14 protein-coding genes and 1 pseudogene are annotated in these 14,350 nt (G+C 71.5%); 9 read left to right on the top strand and 6 right to left on the bottom strand.

Annotated features, from left to right (window positions below):
- Nucleotide 1: 1 nt before the first annotated feature.
- The 3 genes from KM842_RS08750 to KM842_RS08740 all read left to right on the top strand — a co-directional run bounded on the left by KM842_RS08750 (nt 2) and on the right by KM842_RS08740 (nt 3,167).
- Nucleotides 2-850 (top strand): CDP-alcohol phosphatidyltransferase family protein, encoded by an 849-nt coding sequence (locus KM842_RS08750; RefSeq protein ID WP_216257598.1) that lies wholly within the window; start codon nt 2-4, stop codon nt 848-850.
- On the top strand, nt 847-1,755 hold the full coding sequence (locus KM842_RS08745; protein ID WP_216257596.1) for a glycosyltransferase family 2 protein: 909 nt from the start codon (nt 847-849) through the stop codon (nt 1,753-1,755). The genes KM842_RS08750 and KM842_RS08745 overlap by 4 nt, the downstream gene beginning before the upstream one ends.
- Nucleotides 1,756-1,934: 179 nt before the next feature.
- The gene (locus KM842_RS08740; protein WP_216257594.1) at nt 1,935-3,167 is read left to right on the top strand and encodes a CDP-glycerol glycerophosphotransferase family protein; all 1,233 of its coding nucleotides are present in this window, start codon (nt 1,935-1,937) and stop codon (nt 3,165-3,167) included.
- Between the two features lie 39 nt (nt 3,168-3,206).
- Here KM842_RS08740 and KM842_RS08735 read toward each other — a convergent pair whose 3' ends face one another.
- The 4 genes and pseudogenes from KM842_RS08735 to KM842_RS08720 form a co-directional block, all read right to left on the bottom strand.
- On the bottom strand, nt 3,207-3,509 hold the full coding sequence (locus tag KM842_RS08735; RefSeq protein ID WP_216257592.1) for a hypothetical protein: 303 nt from the start codon (nt 3,507-3,509) through the stop codon (nt 3,207-3,209).
- Nucleotides 3,510-3,729: 220 nt separating this feature from the next.
- Nucleotides 3,730-4,500 (bottom strand): ABC transporter ATP-binding protein, encoded by a 771-nt coding sequence (locus tag KM842_RS08730; protein WP_216257590.1) that lies wholly within the window; start codon nt 4,498-4,500, stop codon nt 3,730-3,732.
- A pseudogene (locus KM842_RS08725) lies at nt 4,500-5,323 on the bottom strand (ABC transporter permease). The gene KM842_RS08730 and the pseudogene KM842_RS08725 overlap by 1 nt, the downstream one beginning before the upstream one ends.
- A gap of 58 nt (nt 5,324-5,381) precedes the next feature.
- Nucleotides 5,382-6,077 carry a phosphocholine cytidylyltransferase family protein gene (locus KM842_RS08720; protein ID WP_110823712.1) on the bottom strand — a complete coding sequence of 232 codons (696 nt, stop codon included), beginning with the start codon at nt 6,075-6,077 and terminating at the stop codon, nt 5,382-5,384.
- Between the two features lie 325 nt (nt 6,078-6,402).
- Between KM842_RS08720 and KM842_RS16030 the strand changes: the two genes are divergently transcribed.
- The 3 genes from KM842_RS16030 (at nt 6,403) to KM842_RS08705 (ending at nt 9,534) form a co-directional block, all read left to right on the top strand.
- Complete coding sequence (locus KM842_RS16030) at nt 6,403-7,602, top strand: ABC transporter ATP-binding protein (protein WP_367397683.1); 1,200 nt, start codon at nt 6,403-6,405, stop codon at nt 7,600-7,602.
- Nucleotides 7,578-9,143, top strand: a complete 1,566-nt coding sequence (locus tag KM842_RS08710) for an ABC transporter permease (protein ID WP_216257587.1) — start codon at nt 7,578-7,580, stop codon at nt 9,141-9,143. The genes KM842_RS16030 and KM842_RS08710 overlap by 25 nt, the downstream gene beginning before the upstream one ends.
- Nucleotides 9,144-9,270: 127 nt before the next feature.
- Nucleotides 9,271-9,534 carry a DUF3039 domain-containing protein gene (locus KM842_RS08705; RefSeq protein WP_216257586.1) on the top strand — a complete coding sequence of 88 codons (264 nt, stop codon included), beginning with the start codon at nt 9,271-9,273 and terminating at the stop codon, nt 9,532-9,534.
- Between the two features lie 60 nt (nt 9,535-9,594).
- Here the strand turns inward: KM842_RS08705 and KM842_RS08700 are convergent, their stop codons facing one another.
- Entirely contained in the window at nt 9,595-10,881 is a 1,287-nt protein-coding gene (locus KM842_RS08700) for a nicotinate phosphoribosyltransferase (RefSeq protein ID WP_216257584.1), read from the bottom strand.
- A gap of 117 nt (nt 10,882-10,998) precedes the next feature.
- On the opposite strand from KM842_RS08700, the gene murI reads away from it, so the two are divergent.
- From murI to rdgB, 3 genes are all read left to right on the top strand, one after another.
- Nucleotides 10,999-11,838 carry a glutamate racemase gene (gene murI / locus KM842_RS08695; protein WP_216257581.1) on the top strand — a complete coding sequence of 280 codons (840 nt, stop codon included), beginning with the start codon at nt 10,999-11,001 and terminating at the stop codon, nt 11,836-11,838.
- 81 nt (nt 11,839-11,919) lie between these two features.
- Nucleotides 11,920-12,669, top strand: a complete 750-nt coding sequence (gene rph, locus KM842_RS08690; RefSeq protein ID WP_216257579.1) for a ribonuclease PH — start codon at nt 11,920-11,922, stop codon at nt 12,667-12,669.
- A complete protein-coding gene (gene rdgB / locus KM842_RS08685) occupies nt 12,666-13,262 on the top strand; it encodes an RdgB/HAM1 family non-canonical purine NTP pyrophosphatase (RefSeq protein ID WP_216257577.1) in 597 nt (198 codons plus the stop codon). The genes rph and rdgB overlap by 4 nt, the downstream gene beginning before the upstream one ends.
- A gap of 100 nt (nt 13,263-13,362) precedes the next feature.
- Here the strand turns inward: rdgB and KM842_RS08680 are convergent, their stop codons facing one another.
- Entirely contained in the window at nt 13,363-14,043 is a 681-nt protein-coding gene (locus KM842_RS08680; protein ID WP_437124527.1) for a DedA family protein, read from the bottom strand.
- Between the last annotated feature and the right edge of the window lie 307 nt (nt 14,044-14,350).

Below are 14,350 nucleotides of genomic sequence, written 5' to 3'. Positions count from 1 at the left end.
CATGGCCGACGACGACCGCGGGAACGGCGGCGAGCCGGACCTCGGCCAGGGCCGCGGGTACGCCCGCCCCGCCTCCATCGCCGAACTCCGCGCCGTGGCGCAGCCGGACGAGGTCCGGGCCCGCGCCAACGCCGAGCACTGGACGGCGTCGCTGTACCTGCGCGACGTCTCGCCGTACCTCACCTCCGTGTTGCTCCGGACCCGGGTCAGCGCGAACCAGGTCACCGGCCTGATGATCCTGGTCGGCTGGTCGACCGCGGCCGCGCTGCTCATCCCGGGCATCTGGGGTGCGCTGCTCGCCCTCGTGCTCGGGCAGCTGCAGATGCTCGTCGACTGCTCCGACGGCGAGGTCGCGCGGTGGCGGGGGACCCGGTCGCCGGCCGGCATCTTCCTCGACAAGGTCGGGCACTACACGACCGAGGGGCTCATCCCGATCGCGCTCGGCGTCCGGGCCGCGACCTGGCCGATCGAGGGCGTCGACTGGATGTGGACGACGATCGGTTGCGCGCTCGGGCTGGTCATCGTGCTCAACAAGGCGCTCAACGACATGGTCCACGTCGCCCGCGCCCACGGCGGCATGGAGAAGCTCGCCGACCGCCGCGACGGCGTCACCGCGCCCTCGGGTGCCCGCCTCGCGTCGCTCCGCCGGGTCGCCCGGTTCCTGCCCTTCCACCGGCTGTACCACTCGGTCGAGCTGACGATCATCACCTTCGTGGTGGCCCTGGTCGCCCTCGTCGTCGGACACCCGGTCGCCGACCGCATCCTGGTGGGGGCGCTCCTGCCGCTCGCGGTCCTGGCGACGGCGGGGCACTTCCTCGCGATCATCTCGTCGAAGCGGGTTCGCGCGTGACCCCGGGCACCGCGCGGCGTCGTGCCGTCGTGCACCGCGACCGTCCCCGCGTGGCGGTCGTCAGCCTGACGCAGGGCACCCGCCCCGACGACCTCCGCCGCGGTCTCGAGAGCGTGCTCGCGCAGCAGGACGTCGACCTCGACGTGGTCTGCGTGGGCAACGGGTGGGAGCCGACCGGGCTGCCGGACGGCATCCGTACCCTGGCGCTGCCCGAGAACCTCGGCATCCCCGCCGGGCGGAACGCCGGTGCCGCGGTCGTCGACGGTGACTACGTGTTCTTCCTCGACGACGACGCCTCGGTGCCGTCGCCGACGTTCCTCCGGGACGCGATCGCGCTGTTCGAGCACGACCCGTCGCTCGGGCTCGTCCAGCCGCGGGTCGTCGACCCCGCGGGTGCCGCGAACCCCCGCCGCTGGGTGCCGCGCATCCGCAAGGGCGATCCGGAGCAGAGCTCGCCGGTGTTCTCCGTGTGGGAGGGCGCCGTCGTGATGCCGACGGACGTGTGGCGGGCCGTGGGCGGTTGGGGCGCCGAATACTTCTACGCGCACGAGGGCATCGAGCTCGCGTGGCGGGTGTGGGACGCCGGGCGACGCACCTGGTACGCGGGGGAGCTCGTCGCGAACCACCCCGCGATCGACCCCGCCCGACACCGCGAGTACGTGCGGCTCAACGCCCGGAACCGCGTGTGGTTGGCGCGTCGGAACCTGCCCGCCGTGCTCCGCCCGCTCTACGTCGGCAGCTGGGCCGCGATCCAGGTGCTGCGCTGGTGGCGCTCCCCGCGGCGGCTGGCGACGTGGTTCGGCGGCGTGGCCGAGGGGTGGCGCACGGACTGCGGACCGGTGCACGTGATGGGATGGTTGACGATCGGGCGCATGACGCTCGCCGGTCGGCCGCCCGTCGTCTGACCAGCCCGGCGCCGGTGTCCACCGGCGCCGCGATCTCGGACCAGACGACCGGACCTGCCCGCAGCCGGACGGCCCGAGTCGCACGACCGACCGCGCAGCACGACCCACCGCGTAGCACGACCGACCGCGTAGCACGACCGACCGCGCAGCACGACCGACCGACCGCCCAGGAGCACAGCATGGCCATCGTCAAGGACGTCCGCACCGCGATCCGGCTCGCCAGCCGACTGCTGCGGTCACGGCAGGTGCGCGGCAGGCTCGCCCGACGCCTGCCCTCGGTGCCGACGCTCGCGCCGGGGTCCGTCGAGGTCGCCGTCTACTTCGCCGACGGACCCGTGAACATGTACCAGATCCGCCAGTGGTACGGCCCGCTCGCCGAGCTCGCACGGCACCGCGGAGTGGCGATCGTCTCGCGGAGCCCCGGCACGATGCTGACGCTGCTCGACGAGTCACCCGTGCCCGTGGCCTACGCCCGCCAGGTGGTGGACCTCGAGCGCTTCGTCGCCGAACAGGCCCCGAAGGTCGTGCTGTACGTCAACCAGAACGCCCGCAACTTCCAGATGATGCGGTACGGGCGGATGTGGCACGTCTTCGTCAACCACGGCGAGAGCGACAAGATGTACATGACGACGAACCAGTTCAAGGCGTACGACTACGCCCTGATCGCCGGTGACGCCGCTCGTGACCGTCTTGCCGAGGCGCTGTGGGACCACGACCTGGACCGGCACACCATCGCGATCGGACGCCCGCAGGCCGACCACTTCGCGGGGGAGCCGCCGTACCCGGCCGACGACCGGACCGTCGTGCTGTACGCCCCGACGTGGGAGGGCGACCGCGGTGCCGCGGCCTACGGGTCGATCGCGAGCCACGGCACGACCATCGCCGACCGGGTGCTGGCGTCGCCGCGGCACCGGCTCGTGTACCGCCCGCACCCCCGGAGCGGAGTGCTCGACGCCGAGTACAAGGCCGCGCACGAGCGGATCGTCGCGGCCATCGCCGCCGCGAACGCGGCCGACCCGTCGGCGCACCACGTGTACGACGACGGGCCGACCCTGGGGTGGCAGCTCGCGGGGGCCGACGTCGCGATCACCGACATCAGCGCGATGATCTACGACCGCCTGGCCGTGGGCAAGCCGTTGATCGTCACCCGGCCGGTGTCCGCCGACGCCGAGGTCGACGAGCGTGGCTACCTGGGCGACGCGAACTGGCTGCGGGCGGCGGACGCCGGCGACGTCCTGGCACGGGTGGACCGCGCCGCGGGCGATGCCGAGGAACTGGCCCGCCTGCAGCACTGGGTGCAGCGCTACTTCGGCGACACCACGCCCGGTGCGGCGACGGCGCGCTTCCACGCCGCCATCGACCGGCTGGTCGCACGCTGGCACGAGGTCGCCGCCGACCACGCCGCATCCTGAGCCACGCGGCCGGGGAGCGCGATCGGGCGGCGGCGGTCGTCACGGCGCCAGCCCCGGGCCGGCCAGGGACATCCGCCAGAGGTACTCGGAGCGGTCCGGTCGTCGCCACCGCACGATGACGACGCCCGTCTCGTCCGCGCCCGCGCCGAACACGGCCAGCGACAGGCCTCGGCCGGGCTCGAGACGGCGGACGACGAGCGGCGGCGAGTAGCCCGTCCCCAGGTGGGTGAGGTCGATCCCGTCGAGGGTCTCGGAACTGGTGTTGGTGATCTCGTACCGCCGTGGGGCGGCCGATCGGTCGACGCTGAAGGGTACTGGGTACGCGGGGGTGGGGTGGTGCATGGGCAGCACGTTAGGGGTGGGGTCCGACGTCGGGGCCCGGCGGAGCCCCGGGGGAGACCGGCCTGTGGAGTGGTGCCGAGGGAGCCCGGTTGTGGAGGAGTGGGCACGCCTCCGGTGCGGCTCGTCGCGCGTTGCTGCGGTCAGGTGTCGCTGCGGTCACGTGTCGCTGCGGTCGGGCACCGCTGCGGTCACGTGACGCTGCGGTCAGGCACCGCTGCGGTCAGGCGCCGTGGTCCGCGTTGTACCGGTCGAGGGCCTCGTCGATCGGTCCGTCGAACTGCAGCCGCCCCTTGTCCAGGTACAGCCCGCGGTCGCAGAAGCGGCGTAGGTCCTTGTCGCTGTGCGAGACGAAGAACAGCGTCCGACCGCCGTCGAGCAGCTCCTCGATGCGCTTGTAGCACTTCTCGCGGAACGACTTGTCGCCGACGGCCAGGACCTCGTCGACCAGGATGACCGGCTCGTCCAGCCGCGAGATCACGGCGAAGGCGATGCGGACCTTCATGCCGCTCGACAGGTGCTTGTAGGGGGTGTCGACGAAGTCCCCGATCTCGGCGAACGCGATGATCTCGTCGAAGGCGTCCCGGATCTCGGTCCGGCTCATCCCGTGCAGCCCCGCGGTCAGGTACACGTTGTCCCGGACCGTGAGGTCGCCGACGAACCCGCCGGTGATCTCGATGAGCGGCGCGACCCCGGCGCCGACGTGCACACGGCCCTCGTCGGGCAGCATCACCTGGGCCACGAGCTTGAGCAGCGTGGACTTGCCCTGGCCGTTGCGGCCGACGACACCGATCGCCTCGCCCGGCCGGACGGCGAACGAGACGTTGCGCAGGGCCCAGAACTCGTCGGACCGCCGACGCCGTTCCCCGCGCCCGAACAGGTCCTTGAAGCTGCGTCGGGCACGGCGGTTGCGCTTGAACCGGATGCCGGCGTCGGTGACGGAGATCACCGGGGCGGTGGTGTCGCGGGTGACGGTCGGTTCGGTGGTGGCCATCACAGCTCCTTGAGGACGCGGTGCTCGCTGCGGCGGAAGACGACGACGCCGACGGCGAGGACGACCCCGGTGACGACCACGGACGCGAGCACCTCGAACCAGTCGAGCTGCCCGGGAAGAACGCCGACCGGTAGATGCCGAAGATGCCGGTCAGCGGGTTGATCGCCGCCAGGTCGTGCAGGGCGTCCGGCAGCGCGTTCGTGCCGTAGATGATCGGGGATGCGTAGAAGAGGAACCGGAGCACGAGCTTCACGGCCCGCTCGAGGTCGCGGAAGAAGACCACCAGCGGCGCGACGATGAGCCCGAGTCCGTACACGAGCGCGGTCTGCAGGAGGATGGCGAGCGGCCAGAGGACGACCTGCCAGTGCAGATGGGCGCCCGTCGCGACGGCGAACACGGCGAGCACGGGGATGCTCAGGAGGAACTCGATGCCCTTGGATGCGTCGATCCGCGCGACCCAGATGCTCCGCGGGATCGTCGTCGAGCGGATCAGCTTCGCTTCCTTGATGAAGGCGCGCGTGGAGTCCGAGACACCGCCCGTGAACCACATCCACGGCAGCAGGGCCGTCAGGAGGAACACGATGTACGGCGCCTCGCCGACGGACCCGCGGTGGAAGACCTGCGTGAAGACGAACCAGTAGATCGCCGACATCACGAGCGGGTCGAGGATCGACCAGACGTAGCCGAGCGCCGACGTCGAGTACCGGACCCGCAGGTCGCGGACGGTCAGCAGCCAGAGCGCCTGTCGGTACCGCCGGCCGGCCCCGCGGGACCGCACCGGCGACGTCGCGACGGCAGCGGTCTGCGTGCGCGCTTCACTCATGGCTTCCCTCCGGCCCGGACCGCGCCGAGGGGGAGCAGCGGGCGGGGGGTGCTACCGCTCAGGCGAACAGGTCGTTCGCGCGCTCGAGGTCCTCGGCGAAGTCGATCTCGACCGCGTAGAGGTCCGAGATGTCGATGGGCGTCCAGCGTAGCCCGTCCTCGGCGATGGCAGCCTCGATGCCGCCCTCGAAGTACTCCTGGTCGTCGACGCGGCCGAGCTGGCGCACGAGGGCCTGCTTGTCCGCCGCCGAGACGTAGTTGATGCCGACGGCCTCGCCCAGTCCGCCGACGACCTTTTTCGACAGCTTCGCGATGAAGCCCTCGGCGTCGACGGTGTACTTGACCTCTTCGTCGGAGACCTTCTCGGTGTTGACGCTGACGAACGACCGGCCTTCGTCGATCATGTCGGCGGCACGGACGAGGGCCATCGGGTCGAAGACGACGTCGCCGTTCATCCAGAGGACGCCGCTCTTGCCGGTCGCCTTGAGCGCGCGGAGCAGGCTCTTCGAGGTGTTCGTGGAGTCGTAGGACTCGTTGTAGACGAAGTTCGCCTCGGGGAAGGCCTCGACGATGTACTCCGACTTGTAGCCGACGACGATGGTGACCCGCGCGCTCGACCCGAAGGCGGCGCGGATGTTGTCGAACTGCTGCTGCATGATGGTGCGGCCGTCGCTGAGCTCGGTGAGCGGCTTCGGCAGGCTGCGCCCGAGGCGGCTGCCCATCCCCGCTGCGAGGATGACGATCTGCGTGGTCATGCTTGTCCCTTCCGGTGTCCACCGGCGCCGACGGGAACTGCCCGGGCGGGCGCTCCGCGTGATGCGGGGGTGGACTCTTCGAGTCTGCTCGGCGCCGGTTCGAGTTCGCCGAGAAGCCGCGTGGACCGGAGCGACACGCGCTCCGACCGGCGACCGCCCCGCGCGGTGCGGGCAGGTTTCCGAGTGGTGAACACTGCGTCGTGTCCCGGTGAATGATACGGAACGAGTGGCCTCCGGGGTACGGCCCGCGAGGCATCGTGTTCATATCGTGACCGAGCCCGACGCAGCCCAGCGAGCGGTCGGAACCGTTGGTACGGTTGGGCTCGTGTCGGCAGGAACAGCGGGAGACGACGACGTGTACAGCACGTCGGACGCCACGTGGACGGCCGACGCGGACGACGACGCGACCGCTGCCCCGGGGCCGGGCGGCGGCGACCACGACGACACGGGGGACACGGGCGCGCACGGCGTGCCCGCGGGTGACGACATGACGGACGACACGACCGGGTCGGCGACGGACGGGACGGTGACGGACGTCCTCGTGGCGCCCGCCACGCCGGACGCCACGCCGCGACCGGGCAAGAAGGGCAAGAAGCGCTCGGGACGGGCGACCCGCCCCCAGGGCGCGGCGGCCCAGGGCGCGGCAGCCCAGGCCACGCAGGCGACCCGTGACGACGAGGGGCGCGGCCAGGAGGCCCAGGGCGGCTCCGCCACGCCGGCTCCGTCCACGAAGCGGCCGTCGACACGACCGAACGTGCCGCAGCAGCCCGTCGTGCTCCGCGCCGAGGGCCTCGTCAAGCGGTACGGCCAGACCCTCGCGGTGGACGACGTCGACCTCGAGATCCGCAAGGGCTCGATCTTCGGCGTCGTCGGCCCGAACGGCGCGGGCAAGACCACGACGCTCTCGGTCCTCACTGGCCTCCTGCGTCCGGACGCCGGCACCGTGACGGTGCTCGACCACGACGTGTGGGCCGACCCCACGGCCGCCAAGCGCGCGATGGGCGTGCTGCCCGACCGCCTCCGCCTGTTCGACCGGCTCACCGGTGCGCAGATGCTCTTCTACTCGGCGACCCTCCGCGGCCTCGACGGCGCCACCGCGCGCAGCCGCAGCGCCGACCTCGCCGACGCCTTCGGCCTCGGCGACGCCCTCGGCCGACCGGTCGCCGACTACTCGGTGGGCATGGCGAAGAAGATCGCCCTCGCCGCCACCCTGATCCACTCGCCGCGCGTTCTCGTGCTCGACGAACCGTTCGAGTCCGTCGACCCGGTCAGCGCGACGACCATCACCGACATCCTGCGGCGCTACACCCAGGGCGGTGGCACCGTCGTGCTCTCCAGCCACTCGATGGAACTGGTCCAGCGCACGTGCGACTCCGTGGCGATCGTCGTCGGCGGCAAGGTCCTGGCGGCCGGCACGATGGCGCAGGTGCGCGGTCGCCGCTCGCTCGAGGACACGTTCGTCGAACTCGCCGGCGGTCGCCCCGTCACGGAGAGCATGGAATGGTTGCACAGCTTCTCCGGCTGAGGGCCGACCTGCTCGCCGGCGAGGTCCGCGGTGGGACCCGCCGGACCGCGGCCGTGGTGGTCGGCAGCCTCGCCGCACTCGTCGTCGCCGTCTGGGTGGCGTCCGTCTTCGTCGACCTCCGCACCGCGGACCCGGCCGTGGCGCGCACGGTCGTCGTGCTCGTCGGCACCGCGGTCGCGCTCGGCTGCACGTTCGTGCCGCTCGCGGTGGGCGTCGCCGACCCCCTCGACCCGCGGCGGTTCGCCACGTTCGGCATCAGCCGGCGGGACCTCGTCGTCGGCCTCGGCCTGGCCGGGCTGCTCGGCGTCCCGGTGGTCGCGGTGGCGGTGCTCGCCGTCGCGCAGGTCGTGACCTGGAGCCGTGGTGCCGGGACCGCCCTGCTCGGGGTGCTCGCCGCGGTCCTGGCGCTCGCCACCGCCGCCCTGCTCCTCCGCGTCGCCAGCACGGTCGGCGCGTGGTTGTTCGGCCGGCACCGCGTCCGACAGGTCGCCTGGTACGTCGTCGCCGTCGTGGTGGTGCTGGTCGTCGTGACCGTGCCGCTCCTGCTCCGTCCGGCCGGCACCGACCTGTCCGACGCCCGTCTGCAGCGGATCGCCGACGTCGCGGGCTGGACGCCGTGGGGTGCGGCCTGGGCCGTCCCGGCGCAGGCCGCAGCCGGGAACGCCGGTGCCGCGGTCGGCACGCTGCTCGTGGCCCTCGTCGTCGTGGCGCTGCTCGCACTTGCCTGGTGGGCCCTCGTCGGGACGCTCCTCGTGCGCCTCCCGGACGGCGCCCGCACCCGTCAGCGCCGCTCGCTCGGCTGGTTCGACCGACTCGGCGCGACGCCGTTCGGTGCGGTCGCCGCGCGCGCCCTGACGTACTGGGCGCGCGACCCGCGCTACCGGGCCTCGTACCTCATCCTGGCGTTCGTGCCGCTCGTCGCGCTGCCGCTCGGCGTCGCGGGGGTGCCGTGGGCGTGGACGGCGCTCGTGCCGCTGCCGTTCATGGCGCTGATCGCCGGGTTCCTGCCGCACAACGACGTCTCGTACGACAACACCGCGGTGTGGCTGCACGTCGCGTCCGGGGCGCCCGGGTGGACGGACCGCCTCGGTCGTCTCGTGCCGCTCATCGTCGTCGGCGTCCCGCTGCTCGTCGCCGGTGCGGCGCTGTCCGCCTGGCTGTACGGCGACCAGGCGGTCTTCCCGCTGCTCCTCGGGGTCTCGGTGAGCGCCCTGCTCGGCGGGCTCGGCCTGTCCAGCATCGTGTCGGTCGTCCTGCCCTACCCGACGGTCCGACCGGGCGACCACTCGTTCCAGCAGCCGCAGGCCGCGGGGGCGACGGCGACGGTCGCCCAGACGCTGACCGTCCTCGGCACGCTCGCGTGCACGGTGCCGGCCGTGTGGTCGGCGGTGCGGACGATGATCGACGGCGGCGACGCGTGGACGACGCTCTGGATCGGCGCCGGCGTCGGCGTGGCCGTGCTCGTGCTCGGTGTCGTCGTCGGCGGCCTGGTGTTCGACCGACGCGGCCCGGACCTCCTCGCCGCCGCGCAACGCAACTGACGAGGACCGCCTCGCCGCTGCGCGGCGCGACCGACGAGGACCTCCTCACCGCCGCGCAGCGTGACCGCCCGGGCCGGTGCGGACCGGGACGGCAGCGGGACGCGGGCCGGCGACGTACGCTGGTGTCATGAGCACGACGGAACCCGGTGGTGGCGGCCTCGACGTGATGGACCGCGAACTCGAGAAGCTCCTCGAGGAAGAGGCGATCGAGCCCGGCGACCACGAGCGCTTCTCGCACTACGTCAAGAAGGACAAGATCCTCGAGTCCGCCCTGACCGGCAAGGCCGTCAAGGCCCTGTGCGGCAAGAAGTGGATCCCGGGTCGCGACCCCGAGAAGTTCCCGGTCTGCCCGGACTGCAAGAAGATCTACGAGAAGATGAAGTCCGAGTAGACCCCGGTCCGACGGCAGCCCGGCCGCCCGGCACGCGACGCCCCGACCGACGCCCTCCGATCAGATGACGAGGGTCGGGATCGCCGGGTCGCCCCGCCCGATGCGCTCGGCATCGGCCGGCAGCTCGGCCTTCGCCCGCTTGTGGTGTGCCCGCGCGGCCTCCACCCCGGCAGCGCCGAGGAACGCCGGATCGACCTCGCCGTGCGTGACGACCGGGACCAGCAGGTCCCGCTCGTCGGGCCCGACCGACCCCGAGGTGAGCACGACCTCGGCCGTCGCGATGCCGTTGCGGAGCCGCCGTCCGGCCTCCTTGCGGCCCCCGGTCGACGCTTTGTCGGCGGACTTCTTCGCCACCGGCACCCAGTCGCCCGCCGGAGAGTGGTGCGCGACGAGCTTGAACACCATGCCCGCAGCCGGGTGCCCGGAGCCGGACACCACCGACGTGCCGACGCCGTACGAGTCGACGGGCGCGGCACGGAGCGCGGCGATCGTGTACTCATCCAGGTCGTTCGTCACGGTGATCTTCGTGCCGGTCGCCCCGAGGCGGTCGAGCTGGGCGCGGACGCTCGCGACGACCGAGGGCAGGTCGCCGCTGTCGATGCGGACCGCACCGAGCTTCCCGTCGGTCAACCGGACGGCGGTGTCGACGGCGGCCTCGATGTCGTAGGTGTCGACGAGCAGCGTCGTGCCGGTGCCGAGGGCGTCGATCTGCGAGCGGAACGCGGCTTCCTCGGTGTCGTGCAGGAGCGTGAAGGCGTGGGCGGCGGTGCCCATCGTGGGGATGCCCCAGGTGCGCCCGGCCTCCAGGTTGCTCGTCGCGCCGAAGCCGGCGATGTAGGCGGCACGAGCGGCGGCGACGGCGTTCCACTCGCCGGTCCGGCGGGAGCCCATCTCGGCGAGCGGGCGTCGGTCGGCGGCGGACACCATGCGGGCCGCGGCCGAGGCGATCGCAGAGTCGGCGTTGAACACGCTGAGCGCCAGGGTCTCGAGCATGACGGCCTCGGCGAACGTGCCCTCGATCTGCAGCACGGGGGAGTTCGGGAAGAACACCTCGCCCTCGCGGTACGCCCGCACGTCGCCGGTGAACCGGTAGTCGGCGAGCCAGCGCGCGGTGCCCTCGTCGATGACGCGGCGGTCGCGCAGGAACCCGATCTCGTCGTCCCCGAACCGGAACTCGGTCAGCTGGGTGAGGAACCGGCCGAGCCCGGCCGCGACGCCGTACCGACGCCCGTCCGGCAGCCGCCGGGCGAAGACCTCGAAGACGCAGCGGCGGTCGGCGGTGCCGTCCTTGAGGGCGGCGTCGACCATGGTGAGTTCGTACTGGTCCGTCAGGAGCGCGGTGGTCACCCCACCGACCCTAGCCAGGACCGCGTCCGCCGGTCCGGATCGCGTCGACCGACACGCGTCCGGCCGGGAGGCACGGAACGCGACGGCGGGTCGGCGTGCGTCGGTACGCTGGTCACCGTGACGGATGCACCGATCGGAGTCTTCGACAGCGGCGTCGGCGGGCTGACGGTGGCCCGGGCGATCATCGACCAGCTGCCGCGCGAGAGCATCCGCTACGTCGGGGACACCCTGCACTCGCCGTACGGTCCGAAGCCGATCGCCGACGTCCGGCGGTACGCGCTCCAGGTGATGGACGACCTGGTCGACCAGGGGGTCAAGGCACTCGTGATCGCGTGCAACACGGCGTCGTCCGCCGTGCTGCGGGACGCCCGCGAACGGTACGAGCAGGCGTACGGCATCCCCGTGGTCGAGGTCATCCAGCCCGCGGCCCGCGCCGCCGTCAAGCAGACGCGCACCGGCCGGATCGGAGTGATCGGCACCGTCGGCACCATCGCGTCCCGTGCCTACGAGGACGCCTTCGCCGTCGCCGCCGACGTCACCCTCACGACGGCGGCCTGCCCGCGCTTCGTCGAGTTCGTCGAGGCAGGCGACACGTCCTCCGCACGCCTGCGCGAGGTGGCGGCCGGCTACCTGGCCCCGGTCCGCGACGCCGGGGTCGACACCCTCGTGCTCGGCTGCACGCACTACCCGCTCATGTCCGCCGCGATCCAGTACGTCATGGGCCCGGACGTCACGCTCGTCTCGAGCGCCGAGGAGACCGCGAACGACGTCTACCGGCGCCTGGTCGAGCACGGGCTCGAGCGCACCGGCACCGAGCCGCCGAGCTACTCGTTCGAGGCCACCGGCGCGGACGAGGCCGGCTTCGTGCGGCTCGCCCGCCGGTTCCTCGGGCCCGAGGTCGCGACGGTCGGGCACCTCGAGACCGGCACCATCACGCTCCCGCGCACCCCGCGCTGACCACGCCCGGCCCGCAACCCGGCGGGCGCACGGCGACCGGACCACCCGCACCGAGCCTCCAGGCCGGACCGAGAGGAACACATGAACGCCACCGACGGCACCGTCCGCACCGACGGACGCACCACCACCGACCACCGACCCGTCACCATCGAACGTGGCTGGAGCGCCCAGGCCGAGGGCAGCGCGCTCATCTCGTTCGGCAACACGAAGGTGCTCTGCACCGCCTCGTTCACGAACGGCGTGCCGCGCTGGATGGCCGGCAAGGGCACCGGCTGGGTCACCGCCGAGTACTCGATGCTGCCGCGGTCCACGAACGAGCGCATGCAGCGTGAGTCGATCAAGGGCAAGGTCGGCGGCCGCACGCACGAGATCTCCCGGCTCATCGGTCGGTCGCTCCGGGCCGTGGTCGACATGAAGGGCCTCGGTGAGAACACCCTCGTCCTCGACTGCGACGTGCTGCAGGCCGACGGCGGGACCCGCACTGCGTCCATCACCGGGGCCTACGTGGCGATGGCGGACGCGATCGAGTGGGGGCGCGAGCGCGGCTTCATCGGGAAGAAGGCCACGCCGCTGACCGACAGCGTGCAGGCGATCTCGGTCGGCATCGTCGGCGGCGTGCCGATGCTCGACCTGGCGTACGAGGAGGACTCGCGCGCGGACACCGACATGAACATCGTCACCACCGGGTCGGGGAAGTTCATCGAGGTCCAGGGCACCGCCGAGCACGCGCCGTTCGACCGCGACGAGCTGAACGCGCTGCTCGACCTCGGGCTCGCGGGCAACGCCTCGCTCGCCGCCGTTCAGCGCGAGGTGCTGGGGCTGTCCTCGTGACCGGCACGGTCGTCCTCGCGACGCACAACCAGGGCAAGGTCGTCGAGCTGCGGGAGATCCTCGGCGAGGCCCTCGGCGGCGTCGGGCTCGTCGCGTACGACGGCCCCGAGCCGGTCGAGGACGGCGACACCTACGCGGCGAACGCGCTCATCAAGGCCCGGGCCGCGGTCGCGCACACCGGGCTGCCCGCCCTGGCCGACGACTCCGGCATCGCGGTGGACGTGCTCGGCGGAGCGCCGGGCATCCACTCCGCCCGGTACGCCGGCACCCGGGTGGACGCGGACAACATCGCGCTGCTGCTGCAGAACCTGGAGGGCGTGGTCGAGCGCACCGCGGCGTTCGTGTGCGCGGCGGCGTTCGTGACCCCCTCGGGCACGGAGCACGTGTTCGAGGCGGTCTGGAACGGTGAGGTCGGCACGGAGCCGATCGGGGACGGCGGGCACGGCTACGACCCGGTGTTCCTGCCGGACGACGCCGAGGGGTCGGCGGCGCAGTTGACCCGAGCGGAGAAGAACGCGCTGAGCCACCGGTCGAAGGCGTTCCGGGGGATCGCGCCGATCGTCCGCGAGTGGTTCGAGGGCGCAGCGGAGTAGCGGCGCGGCCGCGGGTCCTCGGCGCAGCCGTGGCTCCGCGGCCCGAGGCCCGAGGCCCGAGGCCCGAGGCCTCGCGGCCCGACGCTCCGCGGCCCTCGGGCTACGGCTGCTGCTGCTCGGTCTGCTTGGCCTTGCGAGCGTTGCGGAAGTACGTGATGACGGCCGGGACCACCGTGACGACGACGGCGGCCAGGAGGATCACGTCGATGTAGTTGCGGACGATGTACGCCACCGCGGGGATGTACCCGAGGAAGTACCCGAGGAACGTCACCCCGACGCCCCACACCACGGCACCGACGGCGTTGTAGAGCGAGTACTTCTTGTAGTTCATCCGCCCGACACCGGCGGCGATCGGGGCGAACGTCCGCACGACCGGCACGAAGCGGGCCATGATCACCGCGAGTGCGCCGTACTTGTGGAAGAACGCGTTCGTCCGGTCGACGTTCGCCTTCGAGAACAGGCCGCTGTCCTTGCGCTCGAAGATCGGCGGACCGGCCTTCTTGCCGATGTAGTACCCCAGCTCGCCGCCGATGAACGCCGCAGCGCCGATCATCAGGGCGACGACCCAGATCGGGATGCCGCCGATCTGGCCGCCGCGGTCGAAGGCGAACAGGCCCGTGATGACGAGCAGGCTGTCGCCCGGGAAGATGAAGCCGATCAGCAGGCCCGTCTCGGCGAAGATGATCGCGCAGACGACGAGCACGGCGAACGCCCCGAAGTGGTCGAGGATGTACTGCGGATCCAGCCAGGGGATCAGGGCGAGTGCGACGGAGTGCATCATTCTTCCGGTCGTCGGACGAGGGCGAGAGGAGAGCCGGTACGATTTTCCGATCGTTTTATTCTTTCATCTCTTTGAAATCACTCTTTTTTTCGGAGTACTTTCTTCTGATTTTCGATATTCTCTTTCTATTTTTTTTTTTTATCTGTCTATTTTATCTTATTTCATTCTTTCCTTCCACTCTCCTACTTCAAAATTTTTTAAATAAACCATATTTCTATATTTTTTTATTCTACTCTTTCCTCTTTCTTACTCCTTTCTCTTCTCATCTCTTCCTACCTTTCTTATAATTTCCCTCCCTTTTTTTCTT

Source organism: Curtobacterium sp. L6-1 (assembly GCF_018885305.1).
GTDB classification, from domain to species: domain Bacteria; phylum Actinomycetota; class Actinomycetes; order Actinomycetales; family Microbacteriaceae; genus Curtobacterium; species Curtobacterium aetherium.
This window is presented reverse-complemented; position numbering and strand designations above follow the sequence as displayed.

Coding starts and splice junctions, on each gene's coding strand:
- KM842_RS08750 (WP_216257598.1), top strand. CDS start 2: ATGGCCGACGACGACCGCGGGAACGGCGGCGAGCCGGACCTCGGCCAG.
- KM842_RS08740 (WP_216257594.1), top strand. CDS start 1,935: ATGGCCATCGTCAAGGACGTCCGCACCGCGATCCGGCTCGCCAGCCGA.
- KM842_RS08735 (WP_216257592.1), bottom strand. CDS start 3,509: ATGCACCACCCCACCCCCGCGTACCCAGTACCCTTCAGCGTCGACCGA.
- KM842_RS08730 (WP_216257590.1), bottom strand. CDS start 4,500: ATGGCCACCACCGAACCGACCGTCACCCGCGACACCACCGCCCCGGTG.
- KM842_RS08720 (WP_110823712.1), bottom strand. CDS start 6,077: ATGACCACGCAGATCGTCATCCTCGCAGCGGGGATGGGCAGCCGCCTC.
- KM842_RS08710 (WP_216257587.1), top strand. CDS start 7,578: ATGGTTGCACAGCTTCTCCGGCTGAGGGCCGACCTGCTCGCCGGCGAG.
- KM842_RS08705 (WP_216257586.1), top strand. CDS start 9,271: ATGAGCACGACGGAACCCGGTGGTGGCGGCCTCGACGTGATGGACCGC.
- rph (WP_216257579.1), top strand. CDS start 11,920: ATGAACGCCACCGACGGCACCGTCCGCACCGACGGACGCACCACCACC.
- KM842_RS08680 (WP_437124527.1), bottom strand. CDS start 14,043: ATGATGCACTCCGTCGCACTCGCCCTGATCCCCTGGCTGGATCCGCAG.